Raw genomic sequence first — 19,821 nt, 5'->3', positions numbered from 1 at the left:
GGAAAAATCCCTCTCTTTAGTCAAGAGAGGGATGAGGCACTAATTACTGAGTCATATTTTTCCAGAAATCAGCCCATTGCTGCGGTCGATTATAGAAATGGCTAACAGATACGGTTCGCCATTGCCCCTCTGCTTCATACACAATCGAGGGAAAACCAGAAAGCTGATATTGCGCCATTAAGCTTTGCGTCTGCTCTAACTGCTCTGGTAACTGAGCTTTGGCTTGCTCCATCGCTTGTTCCCATTGATTTGGCTCTAGGTCAAGCGATTGGGCTAACAGTGCCAATGTGTCAGTATCGGCCACAGGCAAACCTTGCTGGTAGTGCGCTTGTTGAATGCTTTTGAGCATAACACTTGGCGATACACCGAGTAATTGCGCTGCAATAATGGCTTGAGCAGTAACGTATGAGTCCAATATCACGGTTTCGCCACTTTTGATTTTGGCGATGTAACCTTCCCCAAATACGGCTCCTGTTTGCTGAGCAATGCGCTGATCAGCTTGCAGTACATGTTGGCGAAAACCATCTGAAAGAGGCGATCGCTCGATCATTCCACCCGGATGAAGGTGCAGTTTTACTCCGCTCATTTCATTCAACTGCTGAATCAGAGAGGTTGCTCCGTAACACCAGCCACACATTGGGTCGAAAATATAGTGGACGTTTACCATTTCATCTCACCCATGTGAACTTTGGCACCAATTTCTAAAGCCATTGGTAGGCCAGCATTAGGGTAAAGGTTTTGCATGGTTTGAATTAACTGAGCGCTGTCTTTGCTGTTTGCTTTGGCTTTAGCAAAATCCATAAGATATTGTTGTGCAAATTCAATTGAAGAAGCATCAAGCGCTGTTCCAGAAGTCATATGCCCCGGGATCACTACGTTTGGTTTGAGTGCTTTCATTTGATCAAGTTGTTGCGCCCAAGCTTGGCGGCTCGCATCACTTTGTGCATCGGCCATCCATAAATGAACATTTCCGTATACCGCGACGTTACCTAAAATCGCTTTATTGGCTGGTATCCATAAATAAGGACGATGCGCTAATGCTCCATCCGCATCGCGAATTTCAATAGTTTGCCCATCAATGGTTAAGGTTTTGCCATTATAAGCTGTTGGTAGTATCGGTTTTACAGGGGCATTTGCCCCCATTTTTGGAGCCCAAAATGCCAGTTTACCTTCGAGTTTTTCTGCAATCGTTGCACGTACGCCAGGAGTCGTCAGCACTTCCGCTTGTGGAAACATGTCATGCAGTACTTCAGCGCCAAAGTAGTAATCAGGGTCAGCTTGGCTAATAAAAATCGTGGTTAAGTTTTTGCCAGAGTCGAGTACTTTTGCTGCAATACGGAGTGCGTCGGCTTTAGTAAAGCCAGTGTCAACCACCATCGCTTCTGTTTCGCCATAAACCAAAGTGGAGTTGACATGGAAGCTATTGCCACCTGCATTGTAGACGTCAAGTGTCAAAGGTTGTTGTGCTGCAAACGCGGTGCTGCTGATGAGTGTGGTTGCTGTAAATAGAGTCAGTGTTTTCATGATTATTTATCCAAAGAGTATGTTATCGGTTCGGGAGCTATCATACGAATTAGATTGGTTCGGATATATAGCGAATAACCAACATCATTGTTTCTTAATTTGAACTAATGAGGAATAAATTAACCAACAAACGAGAGTTTTTGGATATAGAATTCGCTTAACGCGTTCGTGCTATAGCTACAGTTAAATGGCAGAGGTTTATCGCTAGCAGTACAAGCTTTGATTGAATGTCAGAAAGAGTATTTCATGAATCATGATTGGCAAACGATATGACTATAGGTGAGGTAGAGAGGAGTGATAAGCAGAGCGTGTTGCCACACTCTGCTTATGGATTATGCTACTGCGCCTTGTTTCTGCGCTTGTTGCACTAATGCCTGACGTTGAGCTTCCATAGCAGATTGAACTTCATTTTCCCTATGAGTGTCTTCTTCCACAGCCTGTGGGACAAGTACATAGAACTTATTGATGGTCATCTTTGGATCTCATGTAGTTTTGGAAACAAAAAAATAGAGGATGTTAACCTAGTTAACATCCTCCATGACGGTCAAATTATAGGCGTAGATGAAGGGGCTTAGCTAGTCCTTTTTTCATCGTAAGCCGAATTTTTTATACGTCGTAAGTGGTAGACGCCGTATTTCCGCCTGTACCAGTCCAGTTTGTGTGGAAGAATTCACCACGTGGACGGTCAGTACGCTCATAAGTGTGAGCACCAAAGTAATCACGTTGGGCTTGCAGTAAATTAGCCGGTAAGCGAGCGGTAGTGTAGCCATCTAAGAAAGTGAGCGCGGAGGTCATACATGGCATTGGAATGCCGACTTCCATTGATTTGGCCGCTACTTTACGCCAAGCCGCTAGGCAGTTATCCAAAATGCCCTTGAAGTAGGCATCTGAACCTAAGAAGGCGATTTCTGGGTTAGCTTCGAACGCATCACGAATGTTGCTCAGGAATGCGGAGCGGATGATACAACCACCACGCCACATCAATGCCACGTTACCGTAGTTAAGATTCCAACCATTCTCGTTAGACGCTTGGCGCATTAGCATAAAGCCTTGTGCGTAAGAGATGATCTTAGACGCAAGTAGCGCTTGACGAAGTGCGTCAACCCACTCTTGTTTATCACCTTCGATCTGCATATTGCTCTTACCAAACAGCGCTTCGGCAGCAACGCGCTGATCTTTCAATGCTGAAAGGCAACGAGAGAAAACTGACTCAGTGATCAGCGTCAGCGGAATACCCATATCGAGTGCGTTAATGCCCGTCCATTTCCCTGTGCCTTTTTGGCCAGCAGTATCGAGGATTTTCTCAACCAGAGCTTCACCATCTTCGTCTTTGTAGCCTAAGATATCAGCGGTGATTTCCACTAGGTAGCTATCGAGCTCGGTCTTATTCCAATCAGCAAACACTTTTTGCATTTCATCATGGTTTAAACCCAAGCCGTCTTTCATAAACTGATAAGCTTCGGTAATTAGCTGCATGTCGCCATATTCGATACCGTTGTGTACCATTTTAACGAAGTGGCCCGCGCCGTCGTTACCCACCCAATCACAGCAAGGTTCACCAGCTTCGGTTTTTGCTGAGATACCTTGGAAAATTGGCTTCACGGCTTCCCAAGCTTCAGGTGCGCCACCTGGCATGATAGATGGGCCAAAACGTGCCCCTTCTTCGCCGCCAGAAACGCCTGTACCGATAAAGTGAATACCTTTTTCACGCAGTGCTGCAACACGGCGGTTGGTGTCTGGGAAGTTCGTGTTACCACCGTCGATAATGATGTCACCTTTATCGAGTAGCGGAACCAGTTGGTCGATGAAATCATCCACGACTTGGCCCGCACGCACCATCAGCATCACTTTGCGAGGTGTCGCCAGTTTATCGACTAACTCTTGCAGTGAATAAGCACCAACAATATTGGTGTCTTTCGCTGGACCTGCTAGGAACTCATCGACTTTTGCCGCGGTACGGTTGTGAGCTACCACTTTAAAACCGTGGTCGTTCATATTTAGGATAAGGTTTTGGCCCATCACTGCTAGGCCGATTACACCGATATCACCTTTCATTTATTTCTCTCCTTCACGCAATCTTTGTTGCGGCATCTGAATCTAAAAACCACTCTGTTTCGCCAGTTGTTGATTTAACTTTGGCAGCCGGATAAGGAAGATCCTCGGCTTTCGTGGTGTGAATTTCGTGTACGATCTCGGCTTTACCTGAGCCAAGAACGAGGTAACTAATGCGTTTTGCAGCTTCCAACACTTTCGCTGTTTTAGAGACACGAAGTTGGCCTGATTCCGGATGCGTTGCCACTAAAGATAAATTCTCATCCTCGTAGTCGGTCACATTAGGGAACAGGGATGCCGTATGGCCATCTGCGCCAACACCGAGCAAAATCCAATCAAAAACAGGAGTACCGTTGACGGATGGAATGACTTTTGCCATCTCATCGGCAAAGCGCTTAGCTTCGGTTTGTGGATCATCTTCGCCGCGAATACGGTGAATATTTTGAGGTGGAATGTTCACTTGGCTAAACAGCAGTGTATTGGCTTCACCAAAGTTGCTTTCGGCATCGTCAGGAGCGACACAGCGTTCATCACCCCACCAGAAATGCAGGTTTTGCCATGCAATCGCCTGTGCATAAGGTTCACTGGCCAATAATTTGAACAGCATTTTGGGTGTGCTGCCACCGGAAAGGGAGATATGAACTGGCTGACCTTGCTCGCTATAGCGTTGCATTTCATTGGCGAGCGTTTCAACCACCTGTTCTGGGGTTTGAAAAATTTTATGATTGATCATAATTCGCAGTAATCCGTATCGGTCAAGTTTTTACACGGGAAGCGCCACGCGCGGCCATCATTGTGTAGCAGCAAATCGGACTCTTTTGGTCCCCACGTGCCACAGGCATAGCCAAACAGCGATTGAGGGTCTTGTTTAAAATCCAAAATAGGTTGCACGAACTTCCAACACGCTTCTACGGCATCGGTACGCGCAAATAAAGTTGCATCACCGTTGAGCGCATCCAAAAGGAGCCGTTCATAAGCGGTCAACATCTTGGTTTCTTCCAGTGATGTGTAATGGAAGTTCATAGAGACTTCTTTGGCTTTAAAGCCCGCACCCGGCTCCTTCAAACCAAAGCTCATTTGAATGCCTTCATCGGGCTGAATGCGGATGATGAGCTTGTTTTCAGGGGCATTTTGTCCAAAAACAGGGTGTGGCGTACGCTTAAAGTGAATGACCACTTCGGTGACGCGCGTTGGTAAACGTTTACCTGAACGCACATAAAATGGCACACCATTCCAGCGCCAGTTATTGATAAACATTTTCAAACCGACATAGGTTTCAGTGCGCGAATCTGCTGCCACACCATGTTCATCACGGTAACTGGGTAAAAACTGGCCACGAACTTCCGATTCCGTATATTGCCCCAGTACGAGGTTGTGGCGTAGGTCATCATCAGAGAGCGGTTGCAGGCTTTGCAGCACTTTATTGACTTCGTTACGAATTGAATCGGCATTAATGGCGGCTGGTGGTTCCATGCTAACCATAGCTAACACTTGCAGTAAATGGTTTTGGAACATATCACGCACCGCACCAGAACCGTCGTAATAGCCACCGCGTTCTTCGACGCCCAAAAATTCTGCGCCTGTAATTTCGACATAGTCAATGAAATTGCGGTTCCACAAAGGTTCGAACATCCCGTTAGCAAAACGGAAAACCAACAGGTTTTGTACCGTCTCTTTGCCTAAATAATGGTCGATACGGTAGATCTGGTGTTCTTGGAAATGGCGATGAATTTCGATATCAAGGCTTTGAGCCGATGCGAGGTCATAACCAAACGGTTTTTCGATGATCAAACGCTTCCAACCTTGCGCTTCGCTATTTAATCCATGCGCTGCGAGATTGGCCGGGATGACGCCATAAAGGCTCGGCGGCGTCGCGAGATAGAACAGAGTGTTGCGTTGCGTGAATTGGTATTGCTCAGCCAAAGAGTCAAGACGCGTGGCGAGCTGCGCGTATTCTGCAACATCTGAAGTATTGATCGCTTGATAATGCAAGTGCTCGCAAAAGGCGTCGAGAATATCTGGGACGGTCTTTTCCATTTCCTGAAGAGAGCGCTTTAATTTTTCACGGTATGACTCATCGCTGTATTGGGTTCGGCTGACACCCAGAATAGCAAAGGATTTCGGCAGTTGATCACTGGCGAACAAGTGATACAGAGCAGGTATAAGCTTGCGATAGGTTAAGTCGCCTGAAGCACCAAAAATCACAATACTGCTGTTTTCAGGTATTACCATCATCTTTCCCTTAAAAACGAGGTATTTAGCATGCGCCAACGGTAGCAGCGTCATGCAAAAATAGAAAATAGGCTCTAACTATAATGTCGATAGTTAAAACCAATGCGCTCCTCCAAAAGTGCAGAACGCAGTCTAGGGATCGCCCCTAGACTCGGGTGCGTATTGTCTACGACAATTTGACATACATCAACTATTGATAACGCAATCGATTAAATTCTCATGCCATCTCGACACATTTTCAGGGTGAGAGGTTACGTTCTGCCTAAGTCTCATCCCCTGACCACAGCACGTTACTTATAGCGGCTGTGAATGATGCTAGGTGGTCAGTCTTATCCGGAATGGTAACTCTATGGTGATTATTCAGTTGAACAATGACAGTTTGACGACGGAACTTGAGCCTGTACTTGGTTATAACGTTTGAGTTGGTTGAAATAGTGGTGCGCTTTTTGTACGTGTTCGAACTCCAACATCCAAGTCGCACTGCGCTGCGCTGAACAAAAAGCACCCATATGTTTGAGCAAGTCATCGCTTTGTTTGGTGAGTACGTTGGCAAGGCGGTTAACCAAGGCGTTGGGCTCAATCGCAGTAAACTGCAGCAGAGCATAAGATTGATTTAAGACATCAAAGGCTTGTTTATGCTGGCCCAAGTGGTTGAAAATTTCAGATTGAGAAACAGCAGCATCACATAGCCCAGAGATCAAGCACACCAACTGGCAAGGTTTTGTATGTTCGCAGTTTAGCGCTGATTGAATATGGCTTGGTATATGATGCAGTACATCTTCAAACAAACAGTGTGCTTGTGGCCAATGCCCCTGCGCTAATAGTTGTTCAGCCTTGAGATAGCTTGTCCAGCACTGTTGTAAGTCCATACTCAATTCTCCAGAATGACGGCGTTCACTTATTTAAATGCAATTTATTATCAATTGCAAATAATTGTTATTTGCAATTTTAAGTGTGGCGATTGTTTATTATTTGTTCGGTTAAACGCGAATAAGGTGTAACTCGCTAAAATATAAATGAATTGCTTCTACACTTAGGTCAAACTACAACAAGAATCCAAAAGCTAAGGAGCGGAGTGATGGCGATTCAACGATTGAATGCAGAGCAGCTCTACCACGTTGCCCAGTTAGAAAAACTCCCTTGTAAATCAACTAAGGAGTTAGACCCAGTTGATGAGATTGTGGGGCAAGAACGGGCGCAAAAAGCGGTCGAATTTGCAATGTCGATCAAAGAGAAGGGTTACAACATCTACGCTATTGGCCGTAATGGGTTGGGCAAACGTACGATGATTTTGCGCTATTTAAACCGCCATCAGCATGATGTCGATGCGTTGTTTGATTGGTGTTATGTGGCCAATTTCAGCGATATTCGAACCCCAAAAGTGCTGAAGTTACCTTCGGGTATTGGGGTTAAACTCAAGCAAGACATTGAAAAGTTAATGAATAAGTTGGTCAATGCGATCCCGTTAGCTTTTGATAACGAGATTTACTTTGCTCGTGCCGATAAACTGAAAAATCAGATGGCACAAAAACAGCAAAGTGAATTGGATAGCATCAGTAAAGAAGCCAAAGATAAAGGCATTAGCTTAACCATCACCACTCAAGGCGATTATCAATTTGTTGCGATGAACGGTGAAGAGATGCACACCGAAGAGTCCTTTGACGCCTTGTCTAAAAAAGAGCAAGAGCACTTTAGCCATACCATTGATGAGCTAGAAATCAGCCTACGCAATATGGTACGTCAACTGACAGAATGGGAAGACTCCTACAGTGAGAAGATCAAAAAGCTCAATGATGAAGTAACGCTTGGCGTCATTACCCACTTTATTAAGCAGCTTAAGCAAGATTATTCTGGCTACCCAGACATCAAAACGTATCTCACGGAGTTACAAAAAGACATCGTCGATAATGCAGACATTTTCTTAGATGAAGACAGTGAGCAAGGCGAAGTCGCGACAGCTTCTTTAGATAAGCGTCTGCCGCGTCGCTACAAAGTCAATGTGCTGGTCAGCCAGCCTTCAGACAAGCTACCGATCGTGGTGGAAGAGAACCCGAACTACCACTCTCTATTTGGTTATATCGAAACGGCGACTTTTAAAGGCACAGTATTTACCGATTTTTCGTTGATTCGAGCGGGTAGTTTACATAAAGCCAATGGTGGTGTGCTGTTGATGGATGCGGTGAAAGTGCTTGAACAGCCCTATGTTTGGGACGGTTTAAAGCGTGCTCTGCGTTCACGTCAAATGAGTTTTACCTCTTTGGAAAAAGAGGTCACGCTAACAGGGACGGTTTCACTTGACCCAGAGCCTATCCCGCTAAATGTGAAAATCATCCTATTTGGTGATTACCACACCTATCAGCTGCTGACTCATTACGATCCTGAATTTAGCGAATTGTTTCGAGTAACGGCCGATTTTGAAGATGAAATGAAACGTACGCCCGATACCGAGCTACATTACGCGCGTTTTATTTCGAGCATAGTGCACGACAACAATATGCTGCATTGCGACCGTAAAGCGATTGCACGCATCATTGAACACAGTTCACGTACAACGGGCGATCAAGGCAAACTGTCACTTCATTCGGCGCATATTGCCAATTTGCTACGCGAATCTAACTATGTGGCGAAGCAGGCGAATTCAAACATGATCCGCCAGAATCATGTCGAAGAGGCGCTCAGCAACCAAGAGATGCGTGTGAGCCGCCTGCAAGACAGTGTGATGGAGTCGTATGTTAACGGTACAACGCTAATCCAAACGCAAGGCATGGCGGTCGGGCAGGTGAATGCGCTGTCGGTATTGAGCACCAGCGATCATATGTTTGGTGCGCCAAACCGTATTACCGCCACCACTTCCTATGGCGATGGTGACATTATCGATATCGAGCGCAGTGTCGATCTGGGTGGCAGTATCCACTCTAAAGGTGTGATGATTTTATCCGCGTATCTCTCTTCGGTATTTGGCCGTACGGCGCGCGTACCACTCACCACGACCATCACATTTGAGCAATCATACGGTGGTGTGGATGGTGATAGTGCCAGCATGGCCGAATTCTGTGCGATTGTGTCTGCGTTTTCTAAACGGCCTAATCGCCAAGATATTGCGATCACAGGTTCGATGAACCAATTTGGTGAGTCGCAGCCGATTGGCGGTGTGAATGAGAAAATTGAAGGTTTCTTTGATGTGTGTGCAATCAAAGGGCGAACCAGCCAGCAAGGTGTCATCATTCCTCGTTCAAACATGCACAATCTGATGCTACGCGCTGACGTTGTTAAAGCGGTCGAGAAAGGGGAGTTCAATATCTGGGCTATTGAACATGTCACTGAAGCGGTTGAGCTCTTTACTGGCAAACCCGCAGGCGAAGCAACAGAAGATGGCAGCTACCCGGTTGATACCATCTTCGGTTTAGCACAAGCCAAACTGAATGCGCTTAGAAAATAGCCTTATCGAAGAATAAATTCTTCAGTACTAACCACCTCAATGACCACCTAGCAAGTGGTCATTTTTCTTCATAAATCATCATAATTTAACTTATATTGTCTTATTGGTATCTAGTCATTGTGTTGACGACTATATGCTCATAACTATATGAATTGCATTATATTATTTCATGGACAAAAATGTGAATTTTGTCTATTGTTTGCTCTTGTTTAGTCCGTGGGATTAGTCCCAAGGCATGGATGCGAATGTTATTTTAATCGAGGCTTTTAAATGCATTTTTCACTGAAAAATTTGTCAATTCGCGTACAAGTTTTATTACCCGTTTTGTTAACCACTTTCGCTTTACTTATTGCATTGTGGATAACCAAAAGTAATCTCCAAAATGAACAAATCAAAGTGTCGAACAGTACTGATCGGCTCGTTGAATATAAAGATGCTCTTGCCAGTGTGGACGATACCGTTTATCCGCTGCGTATTAGTGCGGTATACGCTATTTATGATCCCGCTCGTCGCGCTACATTCTTAGCTGAGTTAAAAAATGGCCTGGAAGAAGTAGAGCGCAATTTGAGCAAAATGCGACAAGATGAGCTTTATCGGAGCGATGTTGAGGTAGTTCATAAAAGCATCGGACATTACGTTGATATGTCGACGAAAATGGTGGAATTTTTTAACCGTCGCGATCAAGGGATGGCCTCTGAAGCTGAATACACAGCATTTATTGCGCAATTTCGTCAAAGTGGTGAGCAAATGGTCAATGCGATAAATGATCTTTCGCAGCAAGTGAACCAACAAGCGATGCAGTCATTGGCTCAAAGCGACAAAGACAACATTCGTGTTATGAACACGGCTATGGTCACTGTTCTGTCTGTACTTTCGCTCTCTCTTGCGATGGCTTGGATCCTTTCAAATATGATTGTGGCCCCGATTCAGAAGTTACAAGCTGTAATGCGTGAATTAGCGCAGGGGAACTTAACCATTCGCGCTGATGCGGATGGCGAGAATGAAATCTCAAAGTTGGGTAAAGATGTCAATACGACTACCTCTCAGTTACATGCTACGGTAGATCATTTAAACCGTATTAGTGAAGAAGTGGCGTCAGCTTCAACCGAGCTGGCTGCGGTGATGACGCAAGCAGAGTCAAATGCACAACAAGAGTTGAGTGAAATTGAACAAGTTGCTTCGGCGGTGAATGAACTTGCGAGCACAGCAAACAACGTGAGTGATAACGCAACGGTCGCTGATTCAACCGCTCGCGAAGCGGATGAACTTGCTAAATCAGGCTTAGCTATTTTTAAAGAGAGCGCCCAAGCGAGCTTACAAATGTCAGAAGCGCTGAATCATGCTGCGAGCGTAGTTCTGCGTCTAAAAGAGCAATCAGAGCAGATCAACGATGTCGTTGAAGTGATCCGAGGTGTCTCTGAACAAACCAACTTATTGGCACTGAATGCGGCTATTGAAGCGGCACGTGCAGGTGAGACTGGTCGTGGTTTTGCGGTCGTGGCTGATGAAGTTCGCATGCTTGCTGCACGTACTGAGAGTTCAACTAAAGAGATTCGAGTTATCATTGAAGAGCTGCAAAGCCAATCGATTCTTGCAAACGATAGTATGCAAACCAGCATTGAGATGCTTGCGCGTAACGGTGAGCTAACGCAACGAGCAAATGATGCACTCGTTGGGATCACGGAATCGGTTTCAGACATCAATGATTCAAATACCCAAGTGGCGACTGCGGCAGAAGAGCAGTCGCAAGTCACGCAAGATATTAACCGTAACGTGGTTAATATGTCTGAGCTTGTAAATCAAAACGTAACGGGTATCAGCCAGAGCGCCAGTGCCAGTGCCGAACTGTCACAATTGGCCGAGAAGCAAAAAGCGCAGCTCGCCTTCTTCAAACTATAAATCGACTACTATTTCCTAGTCTCAACCGCATAACTCGAAAGGTTATGCGGTTTTTTTATGAATCAAAGAATATCTAACCATCCGAAATAACTAGGTTTTTTGGGTTTATCTGTTTGTTTTTATGATTCGATCTCCCTCGTATAAAAAACACTATCTTTATTAACATTATCTTCATATATTGACCCAATAAGAACTAGAAATGTGATGTTCATCGTGTGAACGCATGGTCAAGTGGCTGAAAGTAAGGAGTGTTTTTATGGCGAAAGAGGAAAGCTTATTTCGTTTAGAAAGGGTAAAAAGGTTTAATTTTTCAGTGTGGACGGTATTAACCGGAACATTGATTGTTCGTACCAGTTTTTTCATGGCATGGCCATTTTTGATCGTGTTTCTTTACCAAGATTATGGTGCATCGCCGATTGAAGTGGGTGGAATGCTGGCGACCTCTGCTGTTGTAGGAGCAATTACTGGGCTGTATTCAGGGTATCTTTCCGACAAATTTGGTCGCAAGTGGGTGATGGTTCTTGGCAGTGTGATGGCTGCATTTGCCTACAGTGGCATTGGTGTGGCTGATCAAATCTGGCAGTTTTACGTGCTTATCGTCCTTACTGGTTTAATGCGACCAATGATTGAAGCGCCGGGCAAAGCAGTGATTGGTGATAACTTGCCGAATTTGAAAGATCGCGAGCTGGCGCTTAACATCCGCTATTTCCTACTCAATCTAGGTGGTGCCATTGGGCCACTGCTTGGGATTACGTTTGGGCTTTCTCATCCACAAACTCTCTTTTTCTTTACTGGCGGCACGTATTTATTGTTTGGTTTCTGGCTGCTGCTCGGTATTGAACGTAAAGGGCGCTACACCAAACCCGATCGCTCTGGTTTGCCTAATTTTTCTTCGACGCTAAGAGTGATCAGTAAAGATAATATTTTTGTGAAGTTGATGGTGGCGAACTTCATCATGATGTTCATCTATGGGCAGGTAGAATCGTCTATTCCACAAGTGATTGTACGCACCAGTGCCGCCGATGCAGCGCAAATTGTCGCAGGGTTAGTGCTGGTAAATACCATGACCATTATCATCTTCCAATTTCCAATGCTGAAGTGGTTGGAAAACGTCCCGCTGTTTGTACGAACTCGGATCGGTATGTTATTGATGGGGCTTGCGCAACTCGGCTTTCTGTTTACCCCCGCAGATTTACCGATTGGTTGGGCGCTTGCTTGCTTTGTTTTGAGTATGGGCGAAGTCATTGCTTTTCCAACCTTAAACGTACAAATAGACCGCATGGCTCCCGCCCATTTGCGTGGTTCTTACTTTGGTGCCGCCGCGCTTTATTCGTTAGGTTTTGCGATTGCGCCACTGGTTGGGGGGGCGGTGATTGGATACCTCAATTCAAACTGGCTGTTTGGCCTTTGCTTTGTGCTGTGCTTAGTGATGATTTGGCTTTACTGGGTCGCAGAGCATCAGCCCGATACGGTCGAGCGTGAACCCATTACTCAAGCTTAATTTGCTCTTTTTGTAAGGCTCTCATCGAGAGCCTTAACATCGCTATTTTTTTATCGCTACGCCAACTTCCAACTTATCTAGCCATTCCAAAAATCGTTGAACATCATCGCCCCGAAAAATAGCGCCATGTTGCGGACACATCATCTCAATATCTAGCTGGCTGACTCGCTCAATCCAATCACTTTTGGCGCGGTTAGATGGCATCCAACGTTGATGAAAATAAGTCATTTTTGGAATATGGCTTTGAAAATCTTCTACAAAAAAAGAGGCGTTAGGGCTGTCGAGCGCGGCACCAATATCGCCAGACATCAATATTTTTGCATCAGGGTCGTAAACCGAAAAGTTACCAGAAGAGTGCATGTAATGTGCTGGGATAAAGTGCAGGTCGTGACCTGATAAGGACACTTTTCCACCTTCATCTTTGATGGGGGAGAATTGAATTGACTCCATACCAAAATGGCGGATAAACCCTTCCCACAACCAAGGTGAATGTAATGTTGCACTGGGCAGTGCTTTATCCCATAAACCGAGGGAAGAGATGATGTCTGGATCTTGGTGAGAGGCAAAAAGATGCTTGATATGTTCAATCGGCACTTCTTTCACGACGCAACCGAGCATCGCCGAAAACAGTTCAATGCCACCGGGGTCTAGCAATATCGCTTGATCACGATTGACTATCATATATTGGTTGGTATCAATGATTTTTTCTGGTTTGTTTGGATCGCGAGCAAACATCACCCAGCGATGATGGCCGCGTTCAAATAGTATTTTTGATTGCATAGTTCACCTGAGAAAAGAGAGAGAATGTTTTGAGCGATAGCATGACGTGAGCTTGAATTTCTTTTGCCAGTTCAGCGACGTTATTCGCAATGCTTTGCAGTTGGGCTTGATATCGCTCATCTGCTTGAGAGGCTTCCACGCTCAGCATGATCGAGATGATTTGTGCAATGCGCAGGTTGTCGTATAAGGTTTGCAATAACTCGTGCAGGTTTTGAGCTTCAGAGTAGAAACTGTGACTGAGTTTGCTATATTCCTCTTGGTTTTGATGATGTACGACATCCAAACTGTGTAAATGCCGAGCGTTATGCGCTTGTATATACACATTTTCAAAACGTTCAAGCGCAGCGCGTGCACGAGTCCTTGCAGTTGCGAGTTGGCTGATACGCTGCGCCTTCAAGTTGATGGTGTGCGACGCCTCTAGCGTGACGCGGACTAAATCGTCAATCGAATCAGTAATTGGCCGAAAACCTGCGGCACTTTCGCCCGCACGCAGAGCCAGAGCTCTGGCATTGCTGGCGACAAGCAGTAATTTTTTTGCAATGAGTACGCTTTGGTTTAGCTCTGCTGCCACTTCCGCCGCAATTACGAAAACCGGTTTGTTGTCCATAGTTATCGAAAATATTCATCAACTTAACGTGTGTTAACTATAGACCAGATTCATATTTTTGAGACTAGATTGCTCGTTTGGGCTCTGTGTTACCCAAACTCAATGGTTTTTCTGCTGCTCAACTTGCCGAAGTGCACGTTGGTACATCGCCCACGCGGCAAGGCCTGCGAGGATATTACCGACCAACGCCCCGATAAACAGGCCATGCAGCGCCGCTATTTGAGCGCCAACCCATAAACAGGGCAAGAAGAACACAAACAGGCGCAGCGCGGAAATGGTTAAGGCGGTGTATGATTTTGCCAACGCATTAGAAACCGAGACCATTAACATGCAGATACCAAGCGGCCCTAAACTGATTGGCACGATCATTAAGTGCCAGTGCAAAATGGATTCGACACTTTGTTCGCTGGTCATCAGCGCTGCAAGGTGGCCGGATAATAGATAGGTCACTACGGCGATGATGAGCTGAAACCCAAGAATAAATTGGCACGCAACACGAACCAATTTTCGAATGTCTTGTAATTGGCCTGCGCCAAGCAAACGACCCACCATCGGTGGCATCGACATAGTTAATGCCAATATTGCGACCATCGCAAAAAACTCAAAACGAGATCCTAACGCCCAGGCTGCGACAGCTGCGGTGCCGAAACTGGCCAATAGTTTGGTTGCCAGCATCGAAGAAAGCGGTGGAAGAAGCTGGCTTATCATGGCCGGCCCCATGATATGGCTGATAGAGCGAATACTTTTCCCTACATCCAAATCTGACCAATCAAACAACATCCAGTGTCTTTTCGACACCTTGGGCGCAACCACGAATACGCCAATCCCAAAGGCTAGAATGGTCGCCAGCGCTGCACCTTCAATACCCAAATCAAAAGTGAAGATAAAAATAGGGTCTAAAATCAGGTTTAAAATGCTGGTGACCATCATCATAGTACCCGGCAACATGGTATTACCATTAGCTCGACACAGACTGTATAAAAAGTACAGCACCGCACCCACCCAAGCACTGATTAACCAATAAATCCAGTAGCTGTCGACGATCTGATACACAGATTCAGGAGTGCTGAGTAGCGCTAAGATAGGGTGACGCAGTAAATAGATAATGACTGAAAACAGAGCAACCCCAATGCTGCCAATAGCGACGACCAACCCACCAAGCTGCTTCGCGTAGCGAATTTGGTTCGCACCCAATGCGCGAGCAATCACCGCTGTGGTCGCAATGCCAAGCCCAACCTGAAGGCCAATAATGATCATCTGAATGGGTAATGTAAACCCTTGCGCGGCAAGGGGTAACACGCCAAGTTGGCCGATAAACGCACTATCGACCAGTTGGAAGCTCATGAGGGACAGCACACCAAACATCATCGGCCAAGTCATTTGCAAGAGTTGGCGCGTGAGTGACGGTGGAGATAACGGGGTGGTGTTTGACATTGCTCGGCTCAACTATATGGGTAGAGGTTTTAATATGTGGCCTCTGCGGTGAAAAACAAGCTCAGAATAGTTTGTACGTTATGTGCGTTGAGTATGTTAACAGCTATACGTGAAGAGAGCGACGTTCATCCCCATCGAGTTGTTCCGTGCAATGACATGAAAATCATCATATTGATGAAATATTTCATAAAATCCTAACCATTTGGTGAATACTTGAGCGTTAATCTCGTGATGAACTCGTCCTATTTCTATGAAATGAAACCGATTTCATTTCTGTTTTGTGAATCAATTTGCGTTTAATGTATTGATGGTGTTAATAAAAAATAACAATAACGCTCTTCCTCAGTTTCATCGCCAAAAGCAGTCGAGCGCGCTGTGAAGCGACACCTAATTTTCACTTGTTTCATTTTTTAAACTGACCACAGAACAAAAACAAACCAAGTGATTAATAGGACTTAACATGAAAAATTATAAGCTTCTACCTCTATCCCTAGCTGTGGCTGCCGTACTCTCTTCTGCTCCTTCTTTTGCCAATGATCCAATGCCAAATCCTGAGGTGTTGGATCAAGATCAACAACCACTGGTGCTGACACCAGATATAAACGTTCCTGCGGGTATCGTATTTTCTGGTTATGCTCGCTATGGCGCAGCCTACCAAAATAGCGATGTCAAACTGGTTGAAACCAATGGTCGTTTAAACGGTAACTCAACAGGCCGTTTAGGTAACGAAGGTAACGGTGGTGAGTTCCAATTTGGTAAAGGATTCGTCAGTGACAGCGGTGCTATTTGGGATGTGGTGGTGATGTTCAACCATTGGGGTGATGAGGTGGGTGTGCCTAAAGCTTACGCTGGCGGAACCAACATTTTTGAAAGCCAACCTGAACTTTATGTATGGGCTGGTCGAGACTTTCACCAACGTATTTCAACGAATTTGAACGACTATTTTTGGATGACGCATGATGGGCAAGGTGGTGGTTTCTACAACCTTAATCTAGGAGGCATTAAATTCGACGCCAGTGTCGTCAGTGCAACGGGGGCTTCTCCTAGCGATCATCCAGATGGTAATTACGCATTGACCACCAAAATCCACGGCATTCAATTTTCTGATACAACCAATCTCAGTATTTATGCTAACTACGGCTTTGATGACAATTCGGATCCAACGGCCAAAAAACTCAACGCGTTTCAAGTGGCGGGTGAATTGAAGTTTGGGGATGACCGTTTGGTGGTGCGTTATGCTGATAACGCCAAAGACAGTGTTTTTTGGAAAACGGAGAATCAATCAGCGTTGTTGGTGAGCTTTGATGGGAGTAAGGCGCTGGGAGACAATGCGGCGATCGAATACTTAGCGGCTTATCAAGCCTACGAAGATGGTGCATACAAACAGTATGACCGTACTAACTACAACGTGTTGGTTCGACCGATGTATTTTTGGGATGAGACCAACTCAACGTGGTTAGAAGCTGGCTATGATGTTGTGGATTTTGACAACATCGACGCCACCAACTCTTCTTGGAAAGTGACACTATCGCAGAACATTTCGTTTGGTAAAGGTGCAGGCGCTCGACCAATGCTCCGTTTCTATGCCACTTTGGGTGATGCCGATAACGAAACTGTGATCGACAAAGACGGCCTATTTAAAGCCGCAAGTAACCCAGATACGGTAACGATTGGCGCGATGTGGGAAGCGTGGTGGTAACCCCATATTTGATCATTAACTGTCCATTCTTTTTTCACGGCTCGCTCGATGCCTGCCGTGGTTTTTAACCTCCAGCGATACACTTACGCTTTCGGGCCACATTAGTGGCCCTTTTTTATTTACGGTAATCGGCCATCATCTTTTTCTCTCTTCCGATTGCCATGAAACAGTTTCATGGCTGCCTGGGAAACTGCTGTGGCTTTCAATGTTTAGATAATTGTCATTTGTGTGCCTAGTTCGATGTGATTTCTCTCACGCTAAAGCGAGGGGATATCTTGAATACTAGCTCATGAAAGCGGTTTCTTGTTGGTTTTGTCAGTAATGTTGTGAGGCGAGAGTGGCGACAATTAAAGATGTGTCTGAACATGCAGGTGTATCGCAAGCGACGGTGTCGCGGGTGATTAATGGAACTAGCCGTGTTAGCCACGATAAAAAACTCAGAGTCGAAAAGGCGATTAAAGATCTTGGTTACCGCCCCAATTCTATTGCTCAAGCACTGGCCTCAAGCCGTACGGGGAGCATCGGCATCATAGTACCGGAATTAGGGGGCCCTTTTTATTCAAGCATTTTGCACAACATTGAAGAGCAATTGCGTAAGTTTGGCTACCACGTCGTCGTGACGGCAGGCTCGAACACCGAGCAAGGACAAAAAGAGTCGGTGCAATTTCTGCTAGGTCGCCGAGTCGATGCATTAATTCTCCATACTCAACATCTAACCGATGACTACTTGATTGAATTGGATCAACAAGGGGTTCATTTGGTGCTAGTGAACCGTTTTATTCCTGAAATGGCCAGCAGCTGTATTGACATTGATAACGAGATAGGTGGCTTTTTGGCAACACAGTATTTACTCAGTCAGGGTCATCAACGAATTGCTTGTATTACTGGGCCATTGGATAAATCTGATGCGCGAGGCCGTTTGCAAGGCTACCGAAAAGCGTTGGAAGAGGCTGGGCTTGACTATGAAGAAGCGCTCGTGTCTGAAGCTGGTTTTACCGAAGAATCCGGCGTCAAAGCGATGCGCAAATTACTGATGCGTCACTGTGAATTTAGCGCCGTATTTGCTTCAAACGATCATATGGCATTTGGTGCATTTGAAGAGTTGCGCCGTGTCGGGTTGCAAATACCACAACACATATCCTTGGTTGGATTTGACGATATTTTATTCGCGCGTTACCTCACCCCAGCGTTAACGACCGTGAATTTCCCTCTTGAACAGATGAGCTTAGAAGCGGTTCAGCTCGTTATTCAAAAGCTGCACAAAAACAAACGCGACGTGAACTTCAAATTATCCCCTTCGTTGGTGATACGAGACTCCGTCAAAAATTTACTCAACACCCTATAAACCTAACAATAAAGATATTAAGGATGAATCATGAAATTTAAGACCTTAGTGCTATCAAGCGCCGTGGCTTTAGGATTTTCTTCGCTTACATATGCTGCCGACCACACCATCCGTTTAGACGGTTTCCCCGACTTTGATAGCAGTTTGAAAGTCTTATTGCCGGACTTTGAACAAAAGAGTGGTATCAAGGTTGACTATTTAATGAATAACCACGGCGACCACCACACCAAGCTGACGACGAACCTTGCCACAGGCTCCGGAGCGGGGGATGTGATTGTGGTTGATGTAGAGAAAATTGGCCCCTTTGTTGCCTCCGGTGGCTTAGTCAATTTGTCGGAAAAATATGGCGCGGACAAATTCCAAGACCGTTTCGCACCTTATGCTTGGGCACAAGGTAAGGGGGGGGATGGCCATATGTATGGCATTCCTGTCGATCTTGGCCCAGGCGTTATGTACTACCGAACCGATGTGTTTGAAAAGGCGGGGATTGACATCAATCAAGCGATAAAAGATTGGGACTCCTACATCAAAGCCGGTGAAATATTGAAGAAACAAAACGTACAGCTGATTGCATCCGCCGCTGATGTAGCACAAGCGATCATTTTTACCACGGTTCCTGACGGCGAAGGATTGTATTTTGATAGTAAGGGAAATTCAGTCGTCACTTCCGAACGTTTTGTACATGCATTTGAAGTGGCAAAAACGATTCGTGAAAAAGGGCTAGATGGCCGAATTTTAGCGTGGTCTAACGAATGGTATGAGGGTTTCCGTAACGGTACTTTTGCCACTCAGCTTTCTGGTGCGTGGTTACTCGGACATCTGAAAAACTGGATTGCGCCAGATACAGCAGGCAAATGGGCCGTATCAAACCTTCCTGATGGTATTTACGGCAGTTGGGGCGGTTCATTTCTCTCAATCCCTACTCAGTCAAAACATCAAGATGACGCGTGGAAGCTGATTGAGTACATGACAACCAACCGTGATGTGCAGCTTAAAGCGTTCGAAACGATTGCCGCGTTCCCCTCTAATGTCACGACTTACGATGACCCAATGTTCAATGAAGAAATTGAATTTCTAGGTGGTCAAAAAGCGCGTTTGTTGTTTGCGAATGTGGCAAAAAACATCAAACCAGTCGCGCCTGCGAAAGGCGACCATGTGGCTCGTTCTATCATCTTAGAAAATGCACTGATGGAAGTGTTGGATGAAGGCAAAGACATCAAAGCCGCACTGAAAGATGCAGAACGTTTAATTCAGCGTCGTACCCGTAATATGCAATAGCACGGTCATCATTAAAAAGAACCGCCAGCGG

At 45.6% G+C, this 19,821-nt stretch carries 16 protein-coding genes; 6 read left to right on the top strand and 10 right to left on the bottom strand.

Annotation, left to right across the window (positions count from 1 at the left end; genetic code table 11):
• Nucleotides 1-43: 43 nt before the first annotated feature.
• The 7 genes from DD616_RS04200 to DD616_RS04170 all read right to left on the bottom strand — a co-directional run bounded on the left by DD616_RS04200 (nucleotide 44) and on the right by DD616_RS04170 (nucleotide 6,677).
• Nucleotides 44-667, bottom strand: a complete 624-nt coding sequence (locus DD616_RS04200; RefSeq protein WP_017043848.1) for a DsbA family protein — start codon at nucleotides 665-667, stop codon at nucleotides 44-46.
• Nucleotides 661-1,524, bottom strand: coding sequence for an MBL fold metallo-hydrolase (locus DD616_RS04195; protein WP_208871505.1), 864 nt, complete (start codon nucleotides 1,522-1,524; stop codon nucleotides 661-663). Before DD616_RS04195 ends, DD616_RS04200 begins: the two co-directional genes overlap by 7 nt.
• A 332-nt stretch (nucleotides 1,525-1,856) precedes the next feature.
• Entirely contained in the window at nucleotides 1,857-1,997 is a 141-nt protein-coding gene (locus DD616_RS04190) for a hypothetical protein (RefSeq protein WP_017050239.1), read from the bottom strand.
• A gap of 133 nt (nucleotides 1,998-2,130) precedes the next feature.
• Entirely contained in the window at nucleotides 2,131-3,579 is a 1,449-nt protein-coding gene (gene gnd / locus DD616_RS04185) for a decarboxylating NADP(+)-dependent phosphogluconate dehydrogenase (protein WP_017044907.1), read from the bottom strand.
• A 13-nt stretch (nucleotides 3,580-3,592) separates the two neighbouring features.
• Nucleotides 3,593-4,309 (bottom strand): 6-phosphogluconolactonase, encoded by a 717-nt coding sequence (gene pgl / locus DD616_RS04180; protein WP_013868167.1) that lies wholly within the window; start codon nucleotides 4,307-4,309, stop codon nucleotides 3,593-3,595.
• The gene (gene zwf / locus DD616_RS04175) at nucleotides 4,306-5,808 is read right to left on the bottom strand and encodes a glucose-6-phosphate dehydrogenase (RefSeq protein WP_026027771.1); all 1,503 of its coding nucleotides are present in this window, start codon (nucleotides 5,806-5,808) and stop codon (nucleotides 4,306-4,308) included. Before zwf ends, pgl begins: the two co-directional genes overlap by 4 nt.
• Nucleotides 5,809-6,164: 356 nt before the next feature.
• Nucleotides 6,165-6,677 carry a hypothetical protein gene (locus DD616_RS04170; protein ID WP_170894914.1) on the bottom strand — a complete coding sequence of 171 codons (513 nt, stop codon included), beginning with the start codon at nucleotides 6,675-6,677 and terminating at the stop codon, nucleotides 6,165-6,167.
• 209 nt (nucleotides 6,678-6,886) lie between these two features.
• Here DD616_RS04170 and DD616_RS04165 point away from each other — a divergent pair, with 209 nt between their 5' ends.
• The 3 genes from DD616_RS04165 to DD616_RS04155 all read left to right on the top strand — a co-directional run bounded on the left by DD616_RS04165 (nucleotide 6,887) and on the right by DD616_RS04155 (nucleotide 12,647).
• On the top strand, nucleotides 6,887-9,247 hold the full coding sequence (locus tag DD616_RS04165; protein WP_026027772.1) for a Lon protease family protein: 2,361 nt from the start codon (nucleotides 6,887-6,889) through the stop codon (nucleotides 9,245-9,247).
• 270 nt (nucleotides 9,248-9,517) lie between these two features.
• Nucleotides 9,518-11,146, top strand: a complete 1,629-nt coding sequence (locus tag DD616_RS04160; RefSeq protein ID WP_208871504.1) for a methyl-accepting chemotaxis protein — start codon at nucleotides 9,518-9,520, stop codon at nucleotides 11,144-11,146.
• A gap of 256 nt (nucleotides 11,147-11,402) precedes the next feature.
• The gene (locus DD616_RS04155) at nucleotides 11,403-12,647 is read left to right on the top strand and encodes an MDR family MFS transporter (RefSeq protein ID WP_208871503.1); all 1,245 of its coding nucleotides are present in this window, start codon (nucleotides 11,403-11,405) and stop codon (nucleotides 12,645-12,647) included.
• A gap of 42 nt (nucleotides 12,648-12,689) precedes the next feature.
• On the opposite strand, the gene DD616_RS04150 is transcribed toward DD616_RS04155, so the two are convergent.
• From DD616_RS04150 to DD616_RS04140, 3 genes are all read right to left on the bottom strand, one after another.
• Complete coding sequence (locus DD616_RS04150; RefSeq protein ID WP_013868161.1) at nucleotides 12,690-13,427, bottom strand: oxygen-binding di-iron domain-containing protein; 738 nt, start codon at nucleotides 13,425-13,427, stop codon at nucleotides 12,690-12,692.
• A complete protein-coding gene (locus tag DD616_RS04145) occupies nucleotides 13,405-14,034 on the bottom strand; it encodes a hypothetical protein (RefSeq protein ID WP_017043842.1) in 630 nt (209 codons plus the stop codon). The genes DD616_RS04150 and DD616_RS04145 overlap by 23 nt, the downstream gene beginning before the upstream one ends.
• A 99-nt stretch (nucleotides 14,035-14,133) precedes the next feature.
• Nucleotides 14,134-15,468 carry an MATE family efflux transporter gene (locus DD616_RS04140; protein ID WP_208871502.1) on the bottom strand — a complete coding sequence of 445 codons (1,335 nt, stop codon included), beginning with the start codon at nucleotides 15,466-15,468 and terminating at the stop codon, nucleotides 14,134-14,136.
• A gap of 460 nt (nucleotides 15,469-15,928) precedes the next feature.
• Between DD616_RS04140 and DD616_RS04135 the strand changes: the two genes are divergently transcribed.
• From DD616_RS04135 to DD616_RS04125, 3 genes are all read left to right on the top strand, one after another.
• Nucleotides 15,929-17,167, top strand: coding sequence for a carbohydrate porin (locus tag DD616_RS04135; RefSeq protein ID WP_208871501.1), 1,239 nt, complete (start codon nucleotides 15,929-15,931; stop codon nucleotides 17,165-17,167).
• Between the two features lie 337 nt (nucleotides 17,168-17,504).
• Nucleotides 17,505-18,512, top strand: a complete 1,008-nt coding sequence (locus DD616_RS04130) for a LacI family DNA-binding transcriptional regulator (protein ID WP_017044901.1) — start codon at nucleotides 17,505-17,507, stop codon at nucleotides 18,510-18,512.
• A 30-nt stretch (nucleotides 18,513-18,542) separates the two neighbouring features.
• Nucleotides 18,543-19,790 carry an extracellular solute-binding protein gene (locus DD616_RS04125; RefSeq protein WP_094130044.1) on the top strand — a complete coding sequence of 416 codons (1,248 nt, stop codon included), beginning with the start codon at nucleotides 18,543-18,545 and terminating at the stop codon, nucleotides 19,788-19,790.
• Nucleotides 19,791-19,821 lie beyond the last annotated feature (31 nt).

Origin of the sequence: Vibrio anguillarum, from assembly GCF_003390515.1 — a bacterium.
GTDB classification, from domain to species: Bacteria; Pseudomonadota; Gammaproteobacteria; order Enterobacterales; family Vibrionaceae; genus Vibrio; species Vibrio anguillarum.
This window is presented reverse-complemented; position numbering and strand designations above follow the sequence as displayed.